We start from the raw sequence: 20,350 nt of genomic DNA, 5'->3' as shown, positions 1-20,350 counted from the left end.
ACGGAACGAGGGGGTGGTCACACCCCCTGGCGTTCCGGCCCCGAGCCGGGTACGCGGGGGTTCAGCGGGTACGCCGGGGTTCAGCGGGTACGCCGGGGTTCAGAACGGGTACCAGCGCACCTCGGCCGCGCCCTCGCGCAGCGAGCCGACCCGGCGTGCGAACTCCGCGGCCGCCGCCGCGCTGCCCGCCGCCTGCTGGGCGACCCAGCAGGCGCTGGCCGTCTCGCGGGCCCCGCGCAGCACGGCGAAGCCGGGCCAGTCGCGCACGTCCCAGCCGTAGGCGGCCGTGAAGGCCCGGTACTCCTCGGCCGGCACGCCGTACCGGTCCTGGCTGAGCGCGAGGACGACCAGGTCGTGCTCGCGCAGGTCGTCCGAGACGGTCTCCAGATCGAGCAGTACCGGCCCGTCCGGGCCCAGGTGCACGTTGCGGGGCAGCGCGTCGCCGTGGATCACGCCGGGCGGCAGGGCCGGGGCGAGCTCGGTCAGCGCGGTGGCGTACTCGGTGCGGCGGGCCCGCAGGAAGGCGGTGTCGGCCGGGTCCACGTGGCCCTCGGCGGCGGCCAGCCAGCGGTCCACCGGGGCGAGCAGGTCGCGACGGCCGAGCGGCAGCGGGGCGGCGGGCAGCCGGTGCAGGGCGAGCAGCAGCGGGGCGAGGTCGGCCGAGACGGCCGGGCGGACGGCGGCGGGCAGCCGGTGCCAGAGGGTCACCGGGTGGCTGCCCGCCTGCAGCGGCTGGTCCGCGTACGGGCGCGGGGCCGGGATGCCCTCGCCGGCCAGCCAGCGCGCCACGGCCAGCTCGTGCCGGGCCCGCCCGGCCAGCTCGCGGCCGCGGCCGATCTTCACCACCACGCCCGGGTCGCCGAGGTCGAAGACGGCGTTCTCGCCGAAGGAGACCAGCCGGGCCCCGGCGGGCTCGGGCAGCCCGGCGTACGCGCAGACCTCCGCCAGCAGTGAGCGGGCGGTGTCCTCGTCGAACACGGGGGCGGCGGGGCCGGGGTGAGAGCTGGTCATGACCAGCATGATCGCTCACCCCGGCCCCGCCGGTCGAGCAGGCGCTACACCGGCTGGGGGTCCTTGGCCCCGACCGGCGCCGCGTGCCGTCCGGTGCCGTGCCGCTCGTCGCCGTGCCGCCCGTCGCCGTGCCGCTCGGCCCGGCGCCAGTTGCGCTCGCCGAGCAGGGTCATCACCGAGGGCAGCAGCACGCCCCGGATCACCGTGGCGTCCACCAGCACGGCCACCGCCAGGCCCACGCCCATCTGCTTCATCGACTGCATCGAGAGCGTCCCGAAGACCCCGAACACCGCCACCATGATGATCGCCGCGCTGGAGACCACCCCGGCGGTGGAGCGGATGCCGTACGCGACGGCGGCCCGGGTGGCCAGGCCCCGGTCGTGCGCCTCCTTGATCCGGGAGACCACGAACACGTGGTAGTCCATGCTCAGCCCGAAGAGGATCACGAAGAGGAAGAGCGGCACCCAGGACTCCACCGCCCCCACCCCGGCGGTGCCGAGCAGCGAGGCCCCGACGCCGTGCTGGAAGACCAGGGTGAGCACCCCGTACGCCGCGCCGACCGAGAGCAGGTTGAGCAGCACGGCGGTGAGCGCGATCACCGGAGAGCGGAACGAGCCCAGCATCAGCAGGAAGGCGAAGGCCACCACGAAGCCGAAGACCGGCAGCAGGCTGCCCGACATCTGCCGGTTGAAGTCGTACGAGCCGGCGGTGGCGCCGGTGACCGGGGCCCGGGTGCCGGGCACGGCGCCCACGGTGGCGGGCACCACCTCCTCGCGCAGCGCCTTGAGCGCGGCGGTGGAGGCGGCGTCGTTGCCGCTGCCGGCCAGCGGGATGTCCACGGTGGCCACGTTCTGCTCCCGGTGCACGGTGACCTGGATCGGGCCGTGCATCCGGCCGGTGGCCAGCGCCCTGGCCTGGAGCTCGGCGATCGCGGCGGTCATCGCGGGAGAGGAGATGTCGGTGGCCTTGATCACCACGGTGGCGGGGGCCGGGCTGCCGGGGAAGGCGGCCTGGATCGCGGCCGAGGTGGTCACCAGCGGATTGCCCTTGGGCAGCTGCTGCTCGAAGGTCAGGTTCGCGGTGTGCATGGTGAGCAGCGGCGCGGCCAGCCCGAGCAGCAGGCCGGTGGAGAGCAGGGTGGCGGCCAGCGGGCGACGCAGCACGGGAGTGAGCACGGCGTTCCATACCCGGCTGCCCTCGCCGGCGTAGGACCGGCGCAGCCGGTGCAGGAACGGCAGCCGGCCCTTCTCCACCCGGTCGCCCAGCATCGAGAGCAGCGCGGGCAGCACGGTGAGCGAGCCGAGCACGGCGGTGACCACGACCACGATGGTGGCCAGCGACATCGCCTTGAAGTCGGCGATCCCGGTCAGGAACATCCCGGCCATCGCCACCACCACGGTGACCCCGGAGACCAGCACGGCCCGCCCGGAGGTGGCGGCGGCCACCCGCAGCGCCGTCTCGGCGTCCCGTCCGGCGGCCCGCTCCTCGCGCTCCCGGCGCAGGTAGAAGAGGGCGTAGTCGACCCCGACGGCCAGGCCCACCAGCAGCATCACCGAGCTCGCGTCGTTGCTGGTGTGCAGCAGCCCGCTGCCCAGCGCGACCAGCCCGCCGGCCGCCACGAAGGCGGTCAGCGCGAGCACCACCGGCAGCACGGCGGCCACCAGCGCCCCGAAGGCCACCAGCAGGATGCCCAGGGCCAGCGGCACGGCCGTCCACTCGGCCCGGCTGAAGTCGTTCGTGAACTGGTCGTCGAACCACTTGCCCGAGCTGGCCTCGCCCAGCTCGGCCACGGTGAGCTCCGGGTGCGCGGCCTGCACTTTGGCCACCGCGTCCAGCACGGCGGGCACGTTGGCCACCGCCGCCGCCCGGTCCGCCCCGTTCACGGTGAAGGAGAGCAGGGCCGCGTGCCCGTCGGGCGAGACGGCCTTGGTCTCGTAGGGGCTGCGCACCGGCCCGGTCCGCCCGGTGGCGGTGACGGCGGCGGCGGTCTGCTCGACGGCGGCCCGGAAGGCCGGGTCCTCGGCGCTCAGCGTGTGGCTCCGGACCAGGACGGTCTCGCCGGCGGGCTGCTTGATCCCGGCCTGGTCGAGGATCCGGGCCGCCTGGGCGACCTGGCCGGGCATCGACTCGGCCTCGGTCACCTGGGTGCTGCCGTGCAGCCCGCCCAGGTACGCCGCCAGGACGACGAAGAGCAGCCAGCCGAGCACGGCGGTCTTCCGGTGTCTCGCGCTCCAGCTGCCGACGGCGGCAGCCAGGCCGGTGGCCTTGATGGTTCCGGTCTGCACGGGTCTTCCCCCCAAGGAATGGTGTCTCCGTTACGGGTAAAACCCTAGGAATCCGAGGTGGGGTGCGGCATCCGGCCAGCGGGTGAGTCGGCCCGGGGGCTGCCCTCAGCCCCGGGAGGGGGTTCTCCCTACCTTCTTCCCCTCTTCTCCTCCTTCTCGGGGGAGGAGACAGATCCACCCTGAGGGGGAGGCATCTCCACCCGGAGTACGAGGTGCTGATGGTGCTCCGCAGGTCAGGATGGGGCAGGGCCCTTGACGGGCCCTTAGGGGGCGTACCGCCGGCAGCATGTCCGGCGGGCGTGGGCATCCGTAGAGCGGGGGTTGCTTGCCGGGCGGCAAGCAAGTTGCCGGTAAGATGCTCACACTTACTTACCTGCCGACCGGCTAAGAGTGCCACTGCTCGATTCCGGTCCAGCCGTAGCCCGGCTTTCCGTCCCCCAGGGCCGCGGTGAACCATGCCCAGGAGGCACAGCGAGCATGTTCCACCGAATCGGACAATTCGTCGTCAGGCGCGCCTGGTGGGTGATCGTCGCCTGGATCGTCGCCGCCATCGCGATCATCGGCAGTGCGCCCCAGCTCACCGCGCAGACCGACGAGAGCAGCTTCCTGCCCCGGCACTACGAGTCGATCCAGGCCTCGCTGGTGCAGGAGAAGGCCTTCCCGGCCAGCTTCACCCCCGCCGCGATCCTCGAGTTCGAGCGTACCGACGGCGGCAAGCTCACGGCAGCCGACCAGGCCGACATGAACAAGGTCGTCCAGGGCCTGACCGACAAGCACGTCGCCAAGGTCGAGAAGATCCTGCCGGTCGGCCCGCAGTCGATCTCCAAGGACGGCAAGTACGCGCTCTCCATGATCGGCATGGAGAAGGGCGCCATGCAGAAGCCCGAGGCGGCCGACTCCGCCAAGGCGCTGCGCGAGGGCGCCAAGGAGCTGGCTCAGGGCACCGCGCTCAAGGCCCAGCTCGGCGGCCAGGTCGCGCAGAACCTCGACCAGCAGGATTCCTCCAAGCTGGCCAACGCGCTGATCGGCATCGGCACCATCGTCATCATCCTGCTGACGCTCGGGATCATCTTCCGCAGCCCGATCATCGCGCTGCTGCCGATCCTCTCGATCTTCGTCTACTCGATGGTGGCCAACGGGCTGATCGCGGACGCCTCCAAGGCCTTCGGGCTCAAGGCCGACAACTCGGTCTCGGCGATCCTGATCATCGTGCTGTTCGGCGTCGGCACCGACTACTTCCTCTTCCTGATGTTCCGGTACCGCGAGCGGCTGCGCGCCGGTGACGACCGCAAGACCGCCGTGGTCAACGCGGTCGGCCGGGTCGGCGAGGCGATCGCCTCCGCCGCCGGCGCCGTCATCGTCGCCTTCAGCGTGCTGATCCTCTCCAGCCTGGGCATGTTCACCGCGCTCGGCCCCTCGCTGGCCATCGCGGTCGGCGTCACGGCGATCGCCTCGGTCACCCTGGTGCCCGCGATCCTCTCGCTGATCCCCGAGAAGGTGCTGTTCTGGCCGTCCAAGGCCTGGCAGCGCGAGCCGAAGAACGCGCGGTTCGCCGCCTTCGGCCGCACCGTGGAGCGCAAGCCCACGCTGGTCGCGATCGCCTCCGGCGCGCTGCTGGTGATCTTCTCGCTGGGCTCGCTCGGCTACCAGGGCACCTTCGACCTGGCCTCCGGCTCGATGCCGAAGACCAAGGAGTCGATGGTCGTCCAGGACACCCTGATGAAGGCCTTCTCGGCCGGCGCCGCCGACCCGAGCCACGTCTACGTGACCACCGAGGGCGGCGGCAAGCTCGACCAGGCCGCGCTGACGGGGTACATCGGTGAGCTCGGCAAGGTCGACGGGGTGGCCCAGGTCGCGCCCAAGCCGACCATGAGCACCGACGGCACCACGGCCGACATCACCGTGATGCTCAAGGACGCCCCGGCCACCAACAAGGCCATCGACACCATCGACGGCCTGCGCAAGGTCGCGCACGGCTCGGCGCCCGAGGGCACCAAGGCCTACGTCGGCGGCATCACGTCCATCTACAAGGACATCAACACCGCGATGGCCCGGGACTACTCGGTGGTCTTCCCGATCGCGGCCCTGCTGATCATGATCATCCTCGGCCTGCTGCTGCGCAGCGTGGTGGCCCCCTGGTACCTGATGGCGGCCGTCGGCCTCGGCTTCGGTGCCACCGTCGGTGCCACCAGCCTGCTGTTCCAGCACGTCCAGCACGAGCCCGGCCTGATGTTCATGCTGCCGATGTTCATCTACCTCTTCGTGGTGGCGATCGGCACCGACTACAACATCCTGATGATCGCCCGCCTGCGCGAGGAGGCGGCCGAGGGCCACAGCCCGCGCAAGGCGGCCGCGCTGGCCGTCCAGCACGGCGGCCCGACGGTCGCGGCGGCCGGCTCCATCCTGGCGGCCACCTTCGGCACCATGCTGCTCGCGGGCAACTCGCTCTTCAGTGAGATCGGCTTCTCGGTGGCCTTCGGCATCATCGTCTCGGCCTTCGTGATGTCGCTCTTCTTCACCCCGGCGCTCACCGCGCTGCTCGGCCGCGCCGCCTGGTGGCCCGGTCACGCGGAGCTGGCCGGCCACGGCTCGGCGCCCGACCTCAAGGTCGTCGAGGACGACCGGCTGGAGCCCGCCGGCCGCGGCTGAGGCCGCGGGCGGGCGTAAGGGCTGCGCCGCAGGTGAGGGGGCACACGGTGAATTCGCCGTGTGCCCCCTTCGGCGCTCCGGTAAACCGCCGCGGGCCGGATGTGGTGAGTGAAACTTTTCCGATCACTCCGGGCCCTGCCGTGCTACAGTCGATGCAGTTGCAGTTTTGGTTCCCATGAACGTACGTGTGCGCCTGCTGGTACCAACCAACAGGCGCATTTGTTTTGTCCGGTGTTTTGTCTCCGGATGGGGATCGCGGCTACTTGGAGCCCACGAGGTGTGGGTTCTGATGCCCCAAAGAAGGAGACGGTTATGGCTACCGGCGTCGTGAAGTGGTTCAACAGCGAAAAGGGCTTCGGCTTCATCGAGCAGGAGGGTGGCGGCCCGGACGTCTTCGCCCACTACTCGAACATCAACGCCCAGGGCTTCCGTGAGCTCGTCGAGGGTCAGCACGTCGAGTTCGACGTGACCCAGGGCCAGAAGGGCCCGCAGGCCGAGAACATCCGCGTCATCTGAGTCCGGCTTCACAGCTGACTCACGTCGCGTAGCGAGGGCCCGTACCGCACGGTGCGGGCCCTCGCCCATGCCGCCCCACGGCCGAGGCGGCGCCCACTCCTGTCGGCCGACCCCGTCCCCAGCCACCGCTCGGGGCTCCCTTGGTCCATCGCCACCACACGCTGGTGGCCGTCGGCCGATCAGGAAAGAGACTTCTGCATGTCTGATCAAGCACGCCCGCAGCGCGACCGTTCCGCAGGCCGTGGCCAGAGTGGCCAGAGCAGCCGCGGCACCGGTGGCCAGGGCGGTAACGGCGGCCGTGGCCGCGGTCGTTCCGGTGCGGCCGGCAGTACCGGTGGCTTCAGCGACGCCCAGCGCCGCAGCGGCACCAGCAAGGGCGGCCTGCGCGGCGCCGGTGGCGCCCGTGGGCGCTCCCCGCGCGAGCGCGCCGTGGAGGCGCCCGAGGACTTCACCGTGGTCGAGGGCACCCCGCCGCGTCCGCCGGCCGCGACCTTCGCCGAGCTGGAGATGCCCAAGGGCCTGCTCTCCGCACTGGCCCGCGAGGGCGTGACCGACCCCTTCCCGATCCAGTCGGCCACCCTGCCGGACTCGATCGCCGGCCGCGACGTGCTCGGCCGGGGCCGCACCGGCTCCGGCAAGACGCTGGCCTTCGGCCTGTCGCTGCTGGCCCGCACGGCCGGCAAGCGCGCCGACGCCCGCCGTCCGCTGGCGCTCGTCCTGGTGCCCACCCGCGAGCTGGCCCAGCAGGTCACCGACGCGCTGACCCCGTACGCGACCGCCGTGAACCTGCGGATCGCCACCGTGGTCGGCGGCATGTCGATCACCCGGCAGGCCAACGCCGTGCGCCGCGGCGCCGAGGTGCTGGTGGCCACCCCCGGCCGCCTGGACGACCTGATCGGCCGTGGTGACGTGTACCTGGACGAGGTGCAGATCACCGTCCTGGACGAGGCCGACCAGATGGCCGACATGGGCTTCCTGCCGCAGGTCACCAAGCTCCTGGAGCAGGTCGCCGAGGGCGGGCAGCGGATGCTCTTCTCCGCCACCCTGGACAAGAACGTGGACCGCCTGGTGCGGCGCTTCCTGACCGACCCGGTGACCCACTCGGTGGACCCGTCGGCCGGTGCGGTGACCACCATGGACCACCACGTGCTCCAGCTCGACCCGGCCGACAAGGCCTCCGCCACCGCGCACATCGCCTCCCGCGACGGCCGGCTGATCATGTTCGTGCACACCAAGCACGGCGCCGACCGCCTGGCCAAGCAGCTGCTGGCGGCGGGCGTGCGGGCGGCCGCGCTGCACGGCGGCAAGTCGCAGCCGCAGCGCAACCGGGTGCTCGACCAGTTCCGCGACGGCCAGGTCACCGCGCTGATCGCGACCAACGTCGCGGCGCGCGGCATCCACATCGACGGCCTGGACATGGTCGTCAACGTCGACCCGCCGGTCGACCACAAGGACTACCTGCACCGCGGTGGCCGCACGGCCCGCGCCGGGGAGTCGGGCACCGTGGTCACCCTGGTGCTGCCCGAGCAGCGCCGCGAGGTCAGCCGCCTGATGACGGTGGCCGGCATCCGCCCGACCACCACCAAGATCCGCCCGGGTGACGCCGAGCTGAGCCGGATCACCGGCGCCCGGACGCCCTCCGGCGTGGCCGTCACCATCGCCCTGCCGCCGGCCCCGGCCGCGCCCGCCCCGGCCGCCGACGGCGGCGCCCGGCGCCGCCGCCCGGTCAAGCGCTCGGGCCTGCCCACCGACGTGGACATGAACGGCAACCCGCGCCGCCCGCGCCCCAAGCAGCGGATCGGCGGCGGTGGCACCGGCGCGGCCGGCGGTGGCGGCGGCAACGGCCGGATGGCGGCGGGCTTCATCGGCAAGTCCGCCGGTGGCTCCAAGCCCGGCTCGGGCTCGCGCAGCGGCTCCAACTACGGCACCGGCCGTCAGCGCCGCAAGGCGGACTGACCCGGCTCGGCACTTCCCCCCGGGGCGTCGGATCTTCGTGATCCGGCGCCCCGGGGGCGTTTCCGGCCCCGTTCGGTCCTTTTCGGTGGGTTCAGGTACTTCTGTCCGATGATCCGGTGAGCGGATTGACTCTTTGCCAAGTCTTGGTTTGGATATGACCTGAACCTGAATCAGAGGGGGAGGTCTCATGACGGGGGAGTACCGGGTCGACCCGGAGGCGCTGCGCCGGTTCTCGCGCGGCTCGGCCGAGCGGGCCGAGCGGCTGCGCCGGATCCGGGCCGAGCTCGGCGGCCACCAGCTGCCCGCCGACGCCTTCGGCAAGCTGCCGGAGGCCGCCGCCGTCGGCCGCGACTACCGCGAGCGCACCGAGGCCGCCCTGGACAACCTCACCTCGGCCGCCGACACCACCGAGCAGATCGGCGAGCACACCGAGCGGACGGCCCGCACCTACGAGCAGGCCGAGCAGGAGACGGTCGAGGCCCTGACCGCCGTGGCCGCGGGGCTCGGCGGATGAGCGGGCCGCTGACCGGGGCGGTCGACGCCTACGGCAAGGTGAACGACTGGCTGAGCCCGCTGGGCAGCGTGGTGGACGAGATCATGCGCCCGCTGGTCGAGCCGCTCGCCGAGCCGCTGGAGTCCGTCACCGGCGACCCGGAGGGGCTGCAGGCCGCCGCCGAGCTGTGGCGGCGTCAGGCCGCCGAGCTGCGCGAGGTGGTGGCCGACCAGCGCCGCGACCGGGCCGCCCTCGGGTACGACTGGCAGGGGCCGGCCGCCGAGGCCTTCCAGCGCGAACTCGCCGAGTACGAGCAGGCCCTGCTGGAGGAGGCGGAGGACCTCGACGGCACCGCCGCGCTGCTGGACGAGGCCGCCGAGCAGTGCCGCTTCGCCCAGGACCTGGTCGAGACGGTGATCCGCGAGCTGATCGAGTGGGCGATCGTCACGCTGGCCGCCTCGCTCGCCTTCAGCGTGGTCACCGCCGGCATCTCGCTGGCCGCCGAGGCCGCCGCCGCCGCGGCCGAGAGCGCCGTCGCGGCCACCCGGATCGCCGCGCTGGTACGGAAGTTGGCCACGGCGCTGAAGAAGGTCGAGGAGGCGATGAAGGCGCTCAAGGCGGTCTCCAAGCGTCCGCACCTCAACCCGAAGAAGCCCTGGACCTGGAACCAGCCGCTCGACCCGGGCGCCTACCTGGCCAAGAAGGGCACCAAGATGATCGGCAAGGCCGCCCTGCACGGGATCGGCCTGACGGGTGACCCGGTCGGCCAGACCGCCCAGGCCGCCCTCCAGGGCGGGCTCGGGCTGGCCGCCGCCGAGGCCGAGGAGGCCGCGCGGCGGCATCGGATCGAGGCGGCGTTCGGGTGAACCCGCCGATGAGCACAGGGAGTCGTCGTGCTGGAGCGTGACCGGGCGATCGTCGAGCCGCTGCTGGAGCCCGGCGAGCTGCTCGTCGAGGCGGCCCCGGTGGACCTCGCCCCCGGGGTGCCGCAGCCGCCGGCCGAGCTGCTGACCCCGCGTCGGCCGAGCGCGCTGGAGCAGCGGATCGCCGCGCCGTTCGGCGTGCTGCGCAAGGCGTACGCGGTGTTCAACCCGGTCGGCGCGGCGGTCGGGGCGGTGGAGGACCGGCTGCAGGACGCGGTGCCGGACTCCCTGGTGCACGGTCAGGGGCTCGCCGGTGGCTGGGCGGGCTCGGCCGGGCAGCTGGTGGTGGGGATGCACGAGGCGGGTGCGCGCAGCGGCGGGCTGCTGGCGCTCACCGACCGCCGCCTGGTGCTGCTGGCGGACCGGGCCAAGCTCTGGCAGCTCACCCCCGAGCACGTGGTGCACTGGTCGGCGCCGTACCACCGGCTCGCCGCGCTCCGGCGCCACCCCAAGGGCGTGCTGCAGCGCGGCCGGCTCGACCTGCACTTCCCGGACGGCTCCTGGCTCGGCCTGGTCACCCCCCGCCCCGCCGCGGCCGAGGAGCTGGCCGCCGCCTTCGCCCACCACCGGGGCTGAGGCGGCGGTACCAGGCTCCGCCCCGGTGAGCGCACCGGGGCGGAGCCCGACCCACCGGGTCACTCGTTGTGCAGCACCTGGGCGATGGTCAGCCGGGCCGCCCGGCGGGCCGGGAGTAGCGCGCCGAGCACCGCGATCAGCACGCCCGCCAGGCCGAGGCCCAGCAGCAGCGGGGCGGAGTAGACCCGGAGCATCGGGGCCGGGATGGTCACGTGGGCGGCCCGGGAGGTCAGCCCGGCGAGCAGGCGGTGGCAGAGCACGCCCAGCGGCACCCCCAGCAGGCCGCCGAGCAGGCCGAGGGTGGCCATCGAGGCGACCGTCATGCCCACCACCTGGCGGGGCGTCATCCCGATCGACTTCAGCACGCCCAGATCCCGGCGCCGCTCCCGGGTGTTGAGCACCACGGTGTTGAAGATGCCCATCGCCGCCACCAGGCCCAGCAGCAGCGAGAGCAGCCCGGCCGTCCCGCTCATCACCACCACCGAGGACTGCGTCTCGGCGGTGTCGGTGAAGGCCAGCAGCCCCGGGTCGGCGGCCCGGATCCGGGTGGCGAGCGGCCCGGCGTCGGTGCCCGGGGCGAGGCTCACCTCGTAGGCGTCGGCCCGCTTGGCCGGATCGAGCAGCTGGAGCGTCGACCAGTTGGAGTAGATCCGGTCCATGCCGGTGGCCAGCACCTCGCCGGCGATCACCACCGGCACCTGCCGGTCGCCCACCGCCATGGTGAAGGAGTCGCCCACCCGCAGGCCGCGCTTGTAGAGGAAGTCGCCGTTCACCTCGACCTGGCCCGGGCCGTCCAGCCACCTGCCGGCCAGCACCGGCCAGGGGGAGGCGGGGCTGTCGGCGCGGGCGAAGTCGACCATCAGGCTCGCGCCCTGGCCGGTGATCCGGACCTCCTCCACCGCCTTGGCGGACAGGCCGGTGACGCCCGGCAGGCCCCGGATCAGCTGCTCCACGGCCGAGTCGGAGAGGGTGGCGGCCACCGAGCCGGGCGGGCCGTAGCCGCGCTGGGCGATCACGCCGAGCTGGTAGGAGCCCCGGCGGGTGGCGGCGTGCGAGTAGTCCTGGAGGGTCAGGGTGAAGCCGGTGGAGACGGTCACGCTCAGCACGCCCAGGGCCACCGCGCCGAGCGTCATCGCGCTGCGGCCGGGCCGGGCGAAGACCAGCCCCATGCCGAGGCTGAGCGGGCGGGGCAGCCGGGTGCCGGCCAGCAGCCGCTGGGCCCGCAGGCCGCGGCCGGCCCGGGGGGCGCTGCCCGCGCTGATCGCCTGCGACACCGAGAGGGTGCGGGCCCGCTGGGCCGGGAGCAGCGCGGCCAGCGCCGCGAGGGCGGGCATGCCGAGCAGGGCCGCGAGGTCGACCCAGGGGCTGACCGAGGTGGTGGCGGAGCCGAAGCCGGCGTAGGCCTCGGAGAGGATCGGCTGGGCGAGCAGATCGCCCAGCCCGGTGCCGAGCACGGCGCCGGCGGCGGCCGGGACGGAGACCATCACCAGGTAGACCGCGACCACCTGCGCCGGGGTGAAGCCGATCGCCTTGAGCACCCCGATGTGCCGGAAGCCGGCCACCACGGCGCCGCTCACCACGCTGCCCACGATGAGCACCGCCACCACCAGCCCGAGCACCCCGAACAGCACCAGGAACGGCACGAAGGTGCCCGAGCTGCCCTCGGCGGTGTTCCGCACCGCCAGGTACTGCTGACTGCCGGTCAGCGCCTCGGCCGGCAGCGCGGCGGTCAGGTCCGCCAGGCCGGCCCGGAGCTGTGCGTCGGTGTCGTGCGCCGCGAGGCGGTAGAGCATCTGCCGGTCGGTCGGGTGCAGCGCGGCCAGCTCGCCGGGGGTGACCCAGGCGTCGGCCGACCACCCGACCGAGGAGGCCAACCCGACCACGGTGAGCGCCGGGCCGCCACCGGTGGGGGTGACCGTGCCGCCCAGGGTGTAGCGGGTCTGCCCCGGCTGCGCGCGGACCAGGATCTGGCCCGGGCCGGTGGGCCAGTGGCCGGACCAGACCTCGATCCGGTCCACCGGGGCCTGCGCCGAGGCCCGGCCGACGGTGGCCAGGGTGATCGGCGGGGCCTGGTCGTCCCCCGGCTGGTGGATCTCCAGCATGGCCAGCCCGTACGGACCGGCGGCGGCCGTCACGCCCGGCCGCTTCGCGGTGGCGGCCAGCTGCTCGTCGGTGACCTTCGCGGCGTCGAAGGCGGTGGTCAGGTGGGCGCCGTCCTGCCGGGCGAAGGCCTGGTCGAACGGGCCGGCGGCGGTGCTGAGCAGCCCCAGCGCCACCACCAGGGTGGCGGTGGAGACCAGCACCACGAAGCCGATCACCACGGTCTGCAGCCGGCGGCGGCGCACGGCCGCCCGGGCCGCCCGCCAGACGGCGCTCATGCCGCACCTGCGGTGGCGGGGAGGGTCGGGGTGCTCATGCCTGGCGCTCCAGGGTGCGTTCGCGGGCGATCCGGCCGTCGGCGAAGTCCAGCACCCGGCTGGCGCAGCGCTGGGCCAGCCGCTCGTCGTGGGTGACGATCAGCAGGGTCTGGCCGATCTGGTTGAGGTCGATCAGCAGGTCCATCACCTGCTCGCCCGCCCGGCTGTCCAGCGCGCCGGTGGGCTCGTCCGCCAGCAGCAGGGCCGGACGGTTCATCAGGGCCCGGGCCACCGCCACCCGCTGGCGCTCGCCGCCGGAGAGGGTGGCCGGGTAGCCGTCCCGGCGGTCGGCGATGCCGAGCTCGTCCAGCAGCTCCAGCGCCCGGCGGCGGGCCTGGGCGGCCGGGGTGCCGGTCAGCTGGGCGGCCAGCGCCACGTTGTCCAGGGCCGGCAGGTCGTCGATCAGGTTGAAGAACTGGAAGATCATCCCGATCCGGCGCCGCCGGAAGAGCGCCAGCTCCTTCTCCTTGAGCCGCCCCAACTCCTCGCCCTGCACCCGCACCGACCCCGAGCTCGGCCGGTCGAGCCCGGCGACCATGTTGAGCAGCGTGGACTTCCCGCTGCCCGAGGGCCCCATCACCGCCACGGCCTCACCGGCCCTGATCTCCAGTGACACCCCGTCAAGGGCCGTGGTGTCCCCGTACTCCCGCCGGACGTCCGTCAGCTCCACGACCGCCGCCCCTTCCGCTTCCGCCCCGCCCGATCCGGCACCCGCCGTCGTACTCGTCATGGGAGAGACGGTAGGGGTGGCCTGGGCAGCGCGGCATCGGCCCCGGGGGCTACCCTTGCGCGCAGGTCATCCTGGGGATGTACCGGGTGGTCCGCCAGGCGGACGCCGGGAGGGGCGGGGGCCTGGGAGGGTGTGGATCCATGGGGGGAACCGAGGCGGGCTGGCTGCTCGCCGCACTGCTGGCCACCGGCCTCGCCGCGGGCGGGCTGGCCGTCGCGTTGGCCCGGGCCGAGCGGCGGCACCGGGCGGCGCTGGAGGAGCGGGGCTGGCTGCTCGAGCGCGAGCGGGCCCGGGCCGCGCGGGCCGCGGTGGCGGCCGAACAGGCCCGGATCGCCCGGGAGTTGCACGACATCGTGAGCCACAACGTGAGCGTCATGGTGATCCAGGCCGGGGCGGCCCGGCAGGTGCTGGCCCGGCAGCCCGAGGCCGCCGTGGCCGCCCTGCTGGCCGTCGAGGGCGCCGGGCGGGACGCCATGACGGAGCTGCGCACCCTGCTGGGGGTGCTCGCCCCCTCGGCGGACGGCCGGGACGGGCCCTACGAGGACGAGACCGTCGAGGCCGGCGCGTACGAGCGCGCGGCGGCGGAGGAGGCGCTCGGCCCGCAGCCCGGGCTCGACCGGCTGAGCCCGCTGATCGACCGGGTGGCCTTCGCCGGCCTGCCGGTGGAGGTGCGGATCTCCGGCGAGCCCCGGCGGCTGCCGGCCGGCGTGGACCTGACGGCGTACCGGATCATCCAGGAGGCGCTGACCAATGCGCTCAAGCACGGCAAGGACGGGGTGAAGGCCGAGGTGACGGTGCGGTACGCGGAGCGGTACCTGCGGGTGGAGGTGCTCAACAGCGGCCCGAGCGTGCTGGCCGGGGACGCCGCCCCCGAGCGGTCCCCGGCCGAGGGGGCCGGGCGCGGGCTGCTCGGGCTGCGCGAGCGGGTCGGCGTCTACGGCGGCGAGTTGGACGCGCGGCGGCGCCTGGGCGGCGGGTACCGCGTGCGGGCCCGGATCCCGCTGGACCGTCCGGCGGCCTCGCTGTGAGCGGGGGCGCCGGGAGCCCCCGGGTGCTGATCGCGGACGACCAGGCGCTGGTGCGGATGGGCTTCCGGCTGATCCTGACCGCCGCCGGCATCGAGGTGGTCGGCGAGGCCGCCGACGGGGTCGAGGCGATCATGTTGGCCCGCGAACTCCGGCCGGAGGTCGTCCTGTTGGACATCAGGATGCCCAACCTCGACGGCCTGGACGCGGCCCGCCGGATCCTGGCCGCCGACCCCTCCTGCCGGGTGCTGATGCTGACCACCTTCGACCTGGACAAGTACGTGTACGCGGCGCTCGGCGCCGGGGCGAGCGGCTTCCTGCTCAAGGACGTCACCCCCGAACACCTGGTGGCCGCCGTCCGGTTGGTCAACACCGGGGACGCCCTGCTCGCCCCCTCGATCACCCGCCGGCTGGTCGAGAAGTACGCCGCCGATCCGGCCGAGGACGGCGTCGCCGCCGCTCCGCTGCACCGTGATCTGGCGGCGCTCACCCCGAGGGAGTTGGAGGTGCTGGGCCTGATGGCCCGGGGTCTGTCCAACGCCGAGCTCGCCGGCCGGCTGAGCCTGAGCGAGGCGACGGTGAAGACCCATGTGGCCCGGATCTTCGCCAAGTTGGACCTCCGCGACCGGGCCCAGGCGGTGGTGCTCGCCTACGAGACGGGATTGGTCGCGCCCGGCGGCTGAGTGGCCCGGCATCCGATGTCGGCGCCCGGGCCTTCAGGGGCCGCCGCGTGCGGGTGCCGGGCCGGCATCCCGACGGGGCTGGACCGGGAACGGGCTGGTCCGGCCCTGGAATAGGGTGTCGGCATGGATCTCGACCGGCAGGAGGCCGCCCTCGACGAGCTGTTGCGGGTGGCCGGGGTGGTGTACACCGAGGAGGCCGACCCCCGGGTGGCCAGGCTGGCCGAGGTGCAGCCGCTCTTCCCGCAGTACCACCGGATCGGGCACAAGCGGCAGGCGGCCGTCCGGGCGCTGACGGCGGACCGGGCGCTCGCGGAGCGGTGCTACGCAGCCGCGCTGCGGGCGCTGCTCGCGGACGAGGACCCGAATTCGCCGCGGCACCTGGTGGAGGCGCTGGCCCGGACGGTCGGCGGCCGCCGCCTCGCCGTCGACCTCGGCGCCCTGCGGGAGGGCGGCAGCGAGGCCGAACGGGAGGCGGCGGCCAGGGCGTTGCACTGGTTGTGAGGCGTCCGGCCTAGAAGCAGTGGTAGTACACGTTCCAGCTGCCGGAGCCGGGGCTGACCGGGATGCCGATCCACTGCCAGCAGCCGGCGGCCGGCACCCAGCCGGTGGACGCGTACTGGGTGTAGTAGCCCCAGTCGTTGGCCACGTCCGCGCCGTTCGGGTGCTTGATGACGGCCCAGGTCCAGGCCTGGTGGCCGGTCTGGTTCCAGGTGTTGACGCAGATGCTCCCGCCGTCGTACGAGCGGATCAGGCGCGAGCTGAAGCCGTTCCCGTCGTGCTGCTCGACCACGTTGCCGGAGCAGTAGGCCGCCGCGTGGGCGGCGGTGGGCAGCGCGAAGGTGAGCGCGCCGGTGACCATCGCCGCGGCTCCCAGCCCGGCCAGGCGCTTGCGGATCTTGTTCATGGTGGTGCCCCCGTTTCCCCGTTTCGCTTGCGGTCGCCCCTGGCTGGGGCGGCCGTTTCCGCTGGCCACGAAGCTAGTCGCTCGGGAGCGGGTGGCGGGACGGGGCAACCGGCCGAAGCCCGGGCGGCGCGGCGGGGGTGTTCGCGCAGGTGGGCGGAAGTGGAACGGCGGGTTCGCCGGGGCCGGCGGGTCAGCGGCTCAGGTCGGTGGGCTGATCGGCTCCCGGCGGGGCGGGTGGCCGGATCCCTGCCTTGGCGGAGCATGATCCCGGTGCTATCCGAGGCGCCGCGCGGGGACGAAACGCGCTGGTCAGGCCGCGTGACGCAAGCGAGCCGTGGTGCGGGCGGCGTCGTAGCGGTGGAGGAGGAGGGTGGCCAATTCCGGGGCCGGGCCGAGGACGGCCGCGGTCAGGTCGGCGCCGGCGGTGGCGGCGGCGGTGGCGATCCGGTCGGGGAGCAGGCCCGGGGCGAGGAGGTAGGGGGCGACGGCGACCCGGGTGGCGCCGGAGCGGCGGAGGGCGGCGACGGCCTCGGGCAGCTGGGGGCCGGTGCTGGAGGCGTGGGCCACCTCGACGGCGGCCCAGCCGCGGGTGCGGCGCCACTCGGCGGCCACGGCGCGGGTGGCGGCGTTGGCCGCGCGGTCGGAGGAGCCGGCGGCGGCGAGGACCACGCCGGTGCGGGCCCGGGCCGCCGGGTCGGTGAGGTCGAGACCGGCCTCGGCCAGGCGGCGGTCCAGGGCGTCGAGCAGCAGCGGGGAGGGGCCGAGCACGTCCGCGAGCGGGAGGTCGGCCCGGGCCTCGCGCAGGGCGGCCGGGATGTCGCTGCGGGCGTGGAAGGCCCGGCCGAGCAGCAGCGGGACGGCCACGGCCGGCGCCCCGTCCAGCCGGCCGACCACCTGGGGGATCCGGGGCGCGCAGTGGTCCAGGTAGGCCGTGACGGTCTCCAGCCTGGGCCGCTCGGCCCGTACCAGCTCGGCGAGGGCCTCGACCGTGGCGGCATGCCGCGGGTCCCGGCTGCCGTGCGCGATCAGCACCAGGGCGGGCGCAGCCGGGGCCGGGGCGGTGCCGCGCGGGGGGCCGACGGGGACGAGGGCCGGGCCGGAGGCCACGCCGCCCCCGCGGACGGGGCGGGGGGCGGGGGCGGGAGTGGCGTTCATGGCGGGCCTCAGCGGTTGTTGGCCAGCAGGCCGCGGTTGCGGAGCACGCGGCGCTCCAGGGGGGAGAAGACCAGCAGGTCGATGGCGATGCCGACGAAGAGGATCAGGATGATGCCGAGCATCACGCCGGGCATGTCGATCGACTCGCGCTGGTTCTCCAGGTACCGGCCGAGGCCCACGCCCAAATCGGGGGAGGCGGCGATGAGCTCGGCGGCCATCAGCGAGCGCCAGGAGAAGGCCCAGCCCTGCTTGAGGCCGGCCAGGTAGCCGGGGAGGGCGGCGGGCAGCAGCACGTGGCGGGCGCCGGTCAGGCCGGTGGCGCCCATGGTGCGGCCGGCCCGGAGGAAGATCGGCGGCACCTGGTCGATGCCGGAGATCAGGCCGTTGGCGATCGAGGGGACGGCGCCGAGCAGGATCACCGCGTACATCGCCTGGTCGTTGACGCCCAGCCAGATGACGGCGGCGGGCACCCAGGCCACCGAGGGCAGCGACTGCAGACCGGAGAGGATCGGGCCGACGGCCGCGCGGACCGGCTTGACCTGGGCCACCAGCAGGCCGATCGGGGTGCCGATGATCACTGCGGCGACGAAGCCGGAGCCACCGCGCCAGAGGCTGGTCCAGATGATCGAGAAGAGCATGCCCTGCTGCCAGAGATCGGCCAGCGAGGACCAGACCATGGCGGGGCTCGGCAGCTTGTAGCTGTCGGTCACCCTGAGCGAGAAGGCGATCTGCCAGACCACCAGTACCAGGATCACGGCGAGGGTGGGCGGCAGCACCTTCTTGCGCAGCGTCTCGGCGATCGGGACGCGCTGGACGACCACGGAGTCCAGCGCGTCGAGCCCAGCCTCCAGATCGGCGGCGGCCCGGTTCTTGGTGAGCCGGGGAGCGGTGTCAGTGCTGGACATGGCGACGGATCTCCCCACGCAGTTCTTCGGTGATCTCGATGGACAGGTCCGCGACGCCGGAGGACTCGATCCGGCGCGGCTGCGGCAGGTCGATCCGCCACTCCTTGCGGACCCGGCCGGGGCGGGAGGAGAGCAGCACGACCCGCTGGGCGAGCCGGACGGCCTCCCGGACGTTGTGCGTGACGAACAGGACGGTGAGCTTGCGCTCCTCCCAGATCCGGGTGATCTCGTCGTGCAGGACGTCGCGGGTGATGGCGTCGAGCGCGGCGAACGGCTCGTCCATCAGCAGCACGTTGGAGCCCTGGGCGAGCGAGCGCGCCAGGGCCACGCGCTGGCGCATGCCGCCGGAGAGCTCGTGCACCCGCTTGCCGCAGGCGTCGCCGAGGCGGACCAGCTCCAGCAGCCGCTTGGCCTCCTCGGCGCGCTCGGCGCGCGGCACCCCGGCCAGCTTGAGCGCGAGTTCGACGTTCTTGCCCGCGGTGAGCCAGGGGAAGAGCGCGTGCTCCTGGAACATCAGCGCGGGACGGGCGCCGGGCACCTCGATGGTGCCCTGGGTGGGCTTGTCGAGCCCGGCGACCAGGTTGAGCAGGGTGGACTTGCCGCAGCCGGAGGCCCCGAGCAGGGTGACGAACTCGCCGGGGGCGACGTCCAGGCAGATGTCGTCGATGACGTGGTTGACCGCGCCCGGGCGGCCGAAGGACTTGTGCACGTGCGAGATCCGGACGGCGGACGGCTGGTCGGCGGTCTGAACGGGCTCGTCCGAGAGGGTCAGCGTCTGGGACATCTGGGGCACCTCCTGCGTGAGGGGGTCGGCTGGGAGCCGGGGTCCGGCCCCCGCGCACCCGGTGACTGGGCATCGACGGGGTGGGCGGGGGCCCGGACCGCGGAGTTTCGGCGGTACGACCTGTGCGGTACTGCGGTGGTGCGACGGTTACTTGGTGCCGAGGCCGGCGTCGGCCACGGTCGGCTGTCCGGCCGCCGTCAGCACCTTGTTGAGCAGGCTCAGGTCGTAGATCCCAGTCAGGTCGGGCTTCTTGAGCAGACCGGCGGTCACGGCGTGGTCGGCCTCGGCCTGGAGGGTGCCGGCCAGCGGGTCGTCGATGAAGTCGATGTCCTGCCAGGCCGGGTCCAGGATCGAGGCGTCCAGCGAGCTCGTCCCGGCGTCCTTGAGGGCGGCGTTGGCGTCGGCCTTGGCCTTGTCCGGGTTGGCCTTGATGAAGGCGTTGGTCTTGACCGAGCCGCGCAGCACGGCCTCGACCACGTCCGGGTGCTCCTTGAGGAACTTCTGCGAGACGATCAGGTTGGTGATCACGAACTTCTTGTCCGGCCAGATGTCCTTCTCGTTCAGCAGCACCTTGGCGCCGAGCGAGACGAGCTTGGAGGCGGTCGGCTCGGGCACCCAGGCGCCGTCGATGGAGCCGGACTTGAACGCGTCCGGGGTGACCTTGTTGTCGGTGCGCAGCACCGAGACGTCGCCCTTGCCGGACTGCGGGTCGACCTTGAGGCCCTTGCCCGCCAGGTAGTTGAGCAGCGCCACGTCCTGGGTGTTGCCCAGCTGCGGGGTGGCGATCTTCTTGCCCTTGAGGTCGTCCACGCTGGTGATCTTCGCCGGGTTGACCACCAGCTTGACGCCGCCGGAGGCGGAGCCCGCGATGATCCGCAGGTCCTTGCCCTCGGACTTCACGTAGCCGTTGATGGCCGGCGAGGGGCCGATCCAACCGATGTCGATGGAGCCCGAGTTGAGCGCCTCGATCTCGGACGGGCCGGCGTTGAAGACCTGCGGCTTGATCTGGGTGGCGCCCAGCTCCTTCTGGAGCAGGCCCTCCTTCAGGCCGACCAGGGCGGTGCCGTGGGTCAGGTTCGCGAAGTAGCCGATCTTCACGGAGTCGGCCGAGAGCTTGGCCGCGCCGCTGCTCGCCGCCGGGGCGGCGGCCGCCGCGTTGTCGGTGGACTTGGAGCCGTAGCCGCAGGCGCTCAGCAGGCTGACGGCGGTCAGGCCCGCGACCAGCGTGGCGGCGGAGCGTCTGAACCGGGCCGCGCGGAGGCGGGTGGTGCTGTGCTGGGCAGGCTTCGGGGCCATTGTGAGGAGTCCTCAATCATGGTGGGGCCCACAACGCGTGGG

18 protein-coding genes are annotated in these 20,350 nt (G+C 73.6%); 9 read left to right on the top strand and 9 right to left on the bottom strand.

Going from position 1 to position 20,350, the window contains the following annotated elements:
* Nucleotides 1-99 precede the first annotated feature (99 nt).
* Together CFP65_RS08465 and CFP65_RS08460 are read right to left on the bottom strand one after the other, a co-directional pair.
* Nucleotides 100-1,011 carry a phosphotransferase enzyme family protein gene (locus CFP65_RS08465; protein WP_104820726.1) on the bottom strand — a complete coding sequence of 304 codons (912 nt, stop codon included), beginning with the start codon at nucleotides 1,009-1,011 and terminating at the stop codon, nucleotides 100-102.
* 44 nt (nucleotides 1,012-1,055) lie between these two features.
* Nucleotides 1,056-3,296, bottom strand: a complete 2,241-nt coding sequence (locus CFP65_RS08460; protein WP_168219580.1) for an MMPL family transporter — start codon at nucleotides 3,294-3,296, stop codon at nucleotides 1,056-1,058.
* 477 nt (nucleotides 3,297-3,773) lie between these two features.
* On the opposite strand from CFP65_RS08460, the gene CFP65_RS08455 reads away from it, so the two are divergent.
* The 6 genes from CFP65_RS08455 (at nucleotide 3,774) to CFP65_RS08430 (ending at nucleotide 10,409) form a co-directional block, all read left to right on the top strand.
* Nucleotides 3,774-5,945 (top strand): MMPL family transporter, encoded by a 2,172-nt coding sequence (locus tag CFP65_RS08455; RefSeq protein ID WP_104815519.1) that lies wholly within the window; start codon nucleotides 3,774-3,776, stop codon nucleotides 5,943-5,945.
* Between the two features lie 312 nt (nucleotides 5,946-6,257).
* A complete protein-coding gene (locus CFP65_RS08450) occupies nucleotides 6,258-6,461 on the top strand; it encodes a cold-shock protein (protein ID WP_104815518.1) in 204 nt (67 codons plus the stop codon).
* A gap of 198 nt (nucleotides 6,462-6,659) precedes the next feature.
* The gene (locus tag CFP65_RS08445; protein WP_104815517.1) at nucleotides 6,660-8,417 is read left to right on the top strand and encodes a DEAD/DEAH box helicase; all 1,758 of its coding nucleotides are present in this window, start codon (nucleotides 6,660-6,662) and stop codon (nucleotides 8,415-8,417) included.
* 187 nt (nucleotides 8,418-8,604) lie between these two features.
* Nucleotides 8,605-8,931 (top strand): hypothetical protein, encoded by a 327-nt coding sequence (locus CFP65_RS08440; protein WP_104815516.1) that lies wholly within the window; start codon nucleotides 8,605-8,607, stop codon nucleotides 8,929-8,931.
* Entirely contained in the window at nucleotides 8,928-9,776 is an 849-nt protein-coding gene (locus CFP65_RS08435; protein WP_104815515.1) for a WXG100 family type VII secretion target, read from the top strand. The genes CFP65_RS08440 and CFP65_RS08435 overlap by 4 nt, the downstream gene beginning before the upstream one ends.
* A 27-nt stretch (nucleotides 9,777-9,803) precedes the next feature.
* A complete protein-coding gene (locus CFP65_RS08430) occupies nucleotides 9,804-10,409 on the top strand; it encodes a hypothetical protein (protein ID WP_104815514.1) in 606 nt (201 codons plus the stop codon).
* A 59-nt stretch (nucleotides 10,410-10,468) separates the two neighbouring features.
* Here CFP65_RS08430 and CFP65_RS08425 read toward each other — a convergent pair whose 3' ends face one another.
* Nucleotides 10,469-12,787 (bottom strand): ABC transporter permease, encoded by a 2,319-nt coding sequence (locus tag CFP65_RS08425; RefSeq protein ID WP_104815513.1) that lies wholly within the window; start codon nucleotides 12,785-12,787, stop codon nucleotides 10,469-10,471.
* Nucleotides 12,788-12,821: 34 nt separating this feature from the next.
* On the bottom strand, nucleotides 12,822-13,556 hold the full coding sequence (locus tag CFP65_RS08420; RefSeq protein ID WP_104815512.1) for an ABC transporter ATP-binding protein: 735 nt from the start codon (nucleotides 13,554-13,556) through the stop codon (nucleotides 12,822-12,824).
* Between the two features lie 140 nt (nucleotides 13,557-13,696).
* Between CFP65_RS08420 and CFP65_RS08415 the strand changes: the two genes are divergently transcribed.
* The 3 genes from CFP65_RS08415 (at nucleotide 13,697) to CFP65_RS08405 (ending at nucleotide 15,765) form a co-directional block, all read left to right on the top strand.
* The gene (locus tag CFP65_RS08415) at nucleotides 13,697-14,584 is read left to right on the top strand and encodes a sensor histidine kinase (protein ID WP_104815511.1); all 888 of its coding nucleotides are present in this window, start codon (nucleotides 13,697-13,699) and stop codon (nucleotides 14,582-14,584) included.
* A 23-nt stretch (nucleotides 14,585-14,607) separates the two neighbouring features.
* The gene (locus CFP65_RS08410; protein ID WP_371682384.1) at nucleotides 14,608-15,264 is read left to right on the top strand and encodes a response regulator; all 657 of its coding nucleotides are present in this window, start codon (nucleotides 14,608-14,610) and stop codon (nucleotides 15,262-15,264) included.
* 123 nt (nucleotides 15,265-15,387) lie between these two features.
* Nucleotides 15,388-15,765, top strand: coding sequence for a hypothetical protein (locus tag CFP65_RS08405; protein ID WP_104815509.1), 378 nt, complete (start codon nucleotides 15,388-15,390; stop codon nucleotides 15,763-15,765).
* A gap of 10 nt (nucleotides 15,766-15,775) precedes the next feature.
* Here the strand turns inward: CFP65_RS08405 and CFP65_RS08400 are convergent, their stop codons facing one another.
* The 5 genes from CFP65_RS08400 to CFP65_RS08380 form a co-directional block, all read right to left on the bottom strand.
* The gene (locus CFP65_RS08400) at nucleotides 15,776-16,168 is read right to left on the bottom strand and encodes a hypothetical protein (RefSeq protein ID WP_104815508.1); all 393 of its coding nucleotides are present in this window, start codon (nucleotides 16,166-16,168) and stop codon (nucleotides 15,776-15,778) included.
* A 309-nt stretch (nucleotides 16,169-16,477) separates the two neighbouring features.
* Nucleotides 16,478-17,323, bottom strand: coding sequence for a sirohydrochlorin chelatase (locus tag CFP65_RS08395; RefSeq protein ID WP_104815507.1), 846 nt, complete (start codon nucleotides 17,321-17,323; stop codon nucleotides 16,478-16,480).
* A gap of 8 nt (nucleotides 17,324-17,331) precedes the next feature.
* The gene (locus CFP65_RS08390; protein WP_104815506.1) at nucleotides 17,332-18,228 is read right to left on the bottom strand and encodes an ABC transporter permease; all 897 of its coding nucleotides are present in this window, start codon (nucleotides 18,226-18,228) and stop codon (nucleotides 17,332-17,334) included.
* Nucleotides 18,215-19,012, bottom strand: coding sequence for an ABC transporter ATP-binding protein (locus CFP65_RS08385; protein WP_104815505.1), 798 nt, complete (start codon nucleotides 19,010-19,012; stop codon nucleotides 18,215-18,217). Before CFP65_RS08385 ends, CFP65_RS08390 begins: the two co-directional genes overlap by 14 nt.
* A gap of 147 nt (nucleotides 19,013-19,159) precedes the next feature.
* Nucleotides 19,160-20,308: an aliphatic sulfonate ABC transporter substrate-binding protein gene (locus CFP65_RS08380; protein ID WP_104815504.1), complete on the bottom strand. Its 1,149-nt coding sequence runs from the start codon at nucleotides 20,306-20,308 to the stop codon at nucleotides 19,160-19,162.
* Nucleotides 20,309-20,350 lie beyond the last annotated feature (42 nt).

This window comes from Kitasatospora sp. MMS16-BH015 (assembly GCF_002943525.1).
GTDB lineage: Bacteria > Actinomycetota > Actinomycetes > Streptomycetales > Streptomycetaceae > Kitasatospora.
This window is presented reverse-complemented; position numbering and strand designations above follow the sequence as displayed.

Excerpts from the sequence above, each read along its gene's own strand:
- CFP65_RS08465 (WP_104820726.1), bottom strand. The coding sequence starts at position 1,011 with ATGACCAGCTCTCACCCCGGCCCCGCCGCCCCCGTGTTCGACGAGGAC.
- CFP65_RS08455 (WP_104815519.1), top strand. The coding sequence starts at position 3,774 with ATGTTCCACCGAATCGGACAATTCGTCGTCAGGCGCGCCTGGTGGGTG.
- CFP65_RS08450 (WP_104815518.1), top strand. The coding sequence starts at position 6,258 with ATGGCTACCGGCGTCGTGAAGTGGTTCAACAGCGAAAAGGGCTTCGGC.
- CFP65_RS08445 (WP_104815517.1), top strand. The coding sequence starts at position 6,660 with ATGTCTGATCAAGCACGCCCGCAGCGCGACCGTTCCGCAGGCCGTGGC.
- CFP65_RS08440 (WP_104815516.1), top strand. The coding sequence starts at position 8,605 with ATGACGGGGGAGTACCGGGTCGACCCGGAGGCGCTGCGCCGGTTCTCG.
- CFP65_RS08435 (WP_104815515.1), top strand. The coding sequence starts at position 8,928 with ATGAGCGGGCCGCTGACCGGGGCGGTCGACGCCTACGGCAAGGTGAAC.
- CFP65_RS08425 (WP_104815513.1), bottom strand. The coding sequence starts at position 12,787 with ATGAGCGCCGTCTGGCGGGCGGCCCGGGCGGCCGTGCGCCGCCGCCGG.
- CFP65_RS08420 (WP_104815512.1), bottom strand. The coding sequence starts at position 13,556 with ATGACGAGTACGACGGCGGGTGCCGGATCGGGCGGGGCGGAAGCGGAA.
- CFP65_RS08415 (WP_104815511.1), top strand. The coding sequence starts at position 13,697 with ATGGGGGGAACCGAGGCGGGCTGGCTGCTCGCCGCACTGCTGGCCACC.
- CFP65_RS08405 (WP_104815509.1), top strand. The coding sequence starts at position 15,388 with ATGGATCTCGACCGGCAGGAGGCCGCCCTCGACGAGCTGTTGCGGGTG.
- CFP65_RS08400 (WP_104815508.1), bottom strand. The coding sequence starts at position 16,168 with ATGAACAAGATCCGCAAGCGCCTGGCCGGGCTGGGAGCCGCGGCGATG.
- CFP65_RS08395 (WP_104815507.1), bottom strand. The coding sequence starts at position 17,323 with ATGAACGCCACTCCCGCCCCCGCCCCCCGCCCCGTCCGCGGGGGCGGC.
- CFP65_RS08390 (WP_104815506.1), bottom strand. The coding sequence starts at position 18,228 with ATGTCCAGCACTGACACCGCTCCCCGGCTCACCAAGAACCGGGCCGCC.
- CFP65_RS08385 (WP_104815505.1), bottom strand. The coding sequence starts at position 19,012 with ATGTCCCAGACGCTGACCCTCTCGGACGAGCCCGTTCAGACCGCCGAC.
- CFP65_RS08380 (WP_104815504.1), bottom strand. The coding sequence starts at position 20,308 with ATGGCCCCGAAGCCTGCCCAGCACAGCACCACCCGCCTCCGCGCGGCC.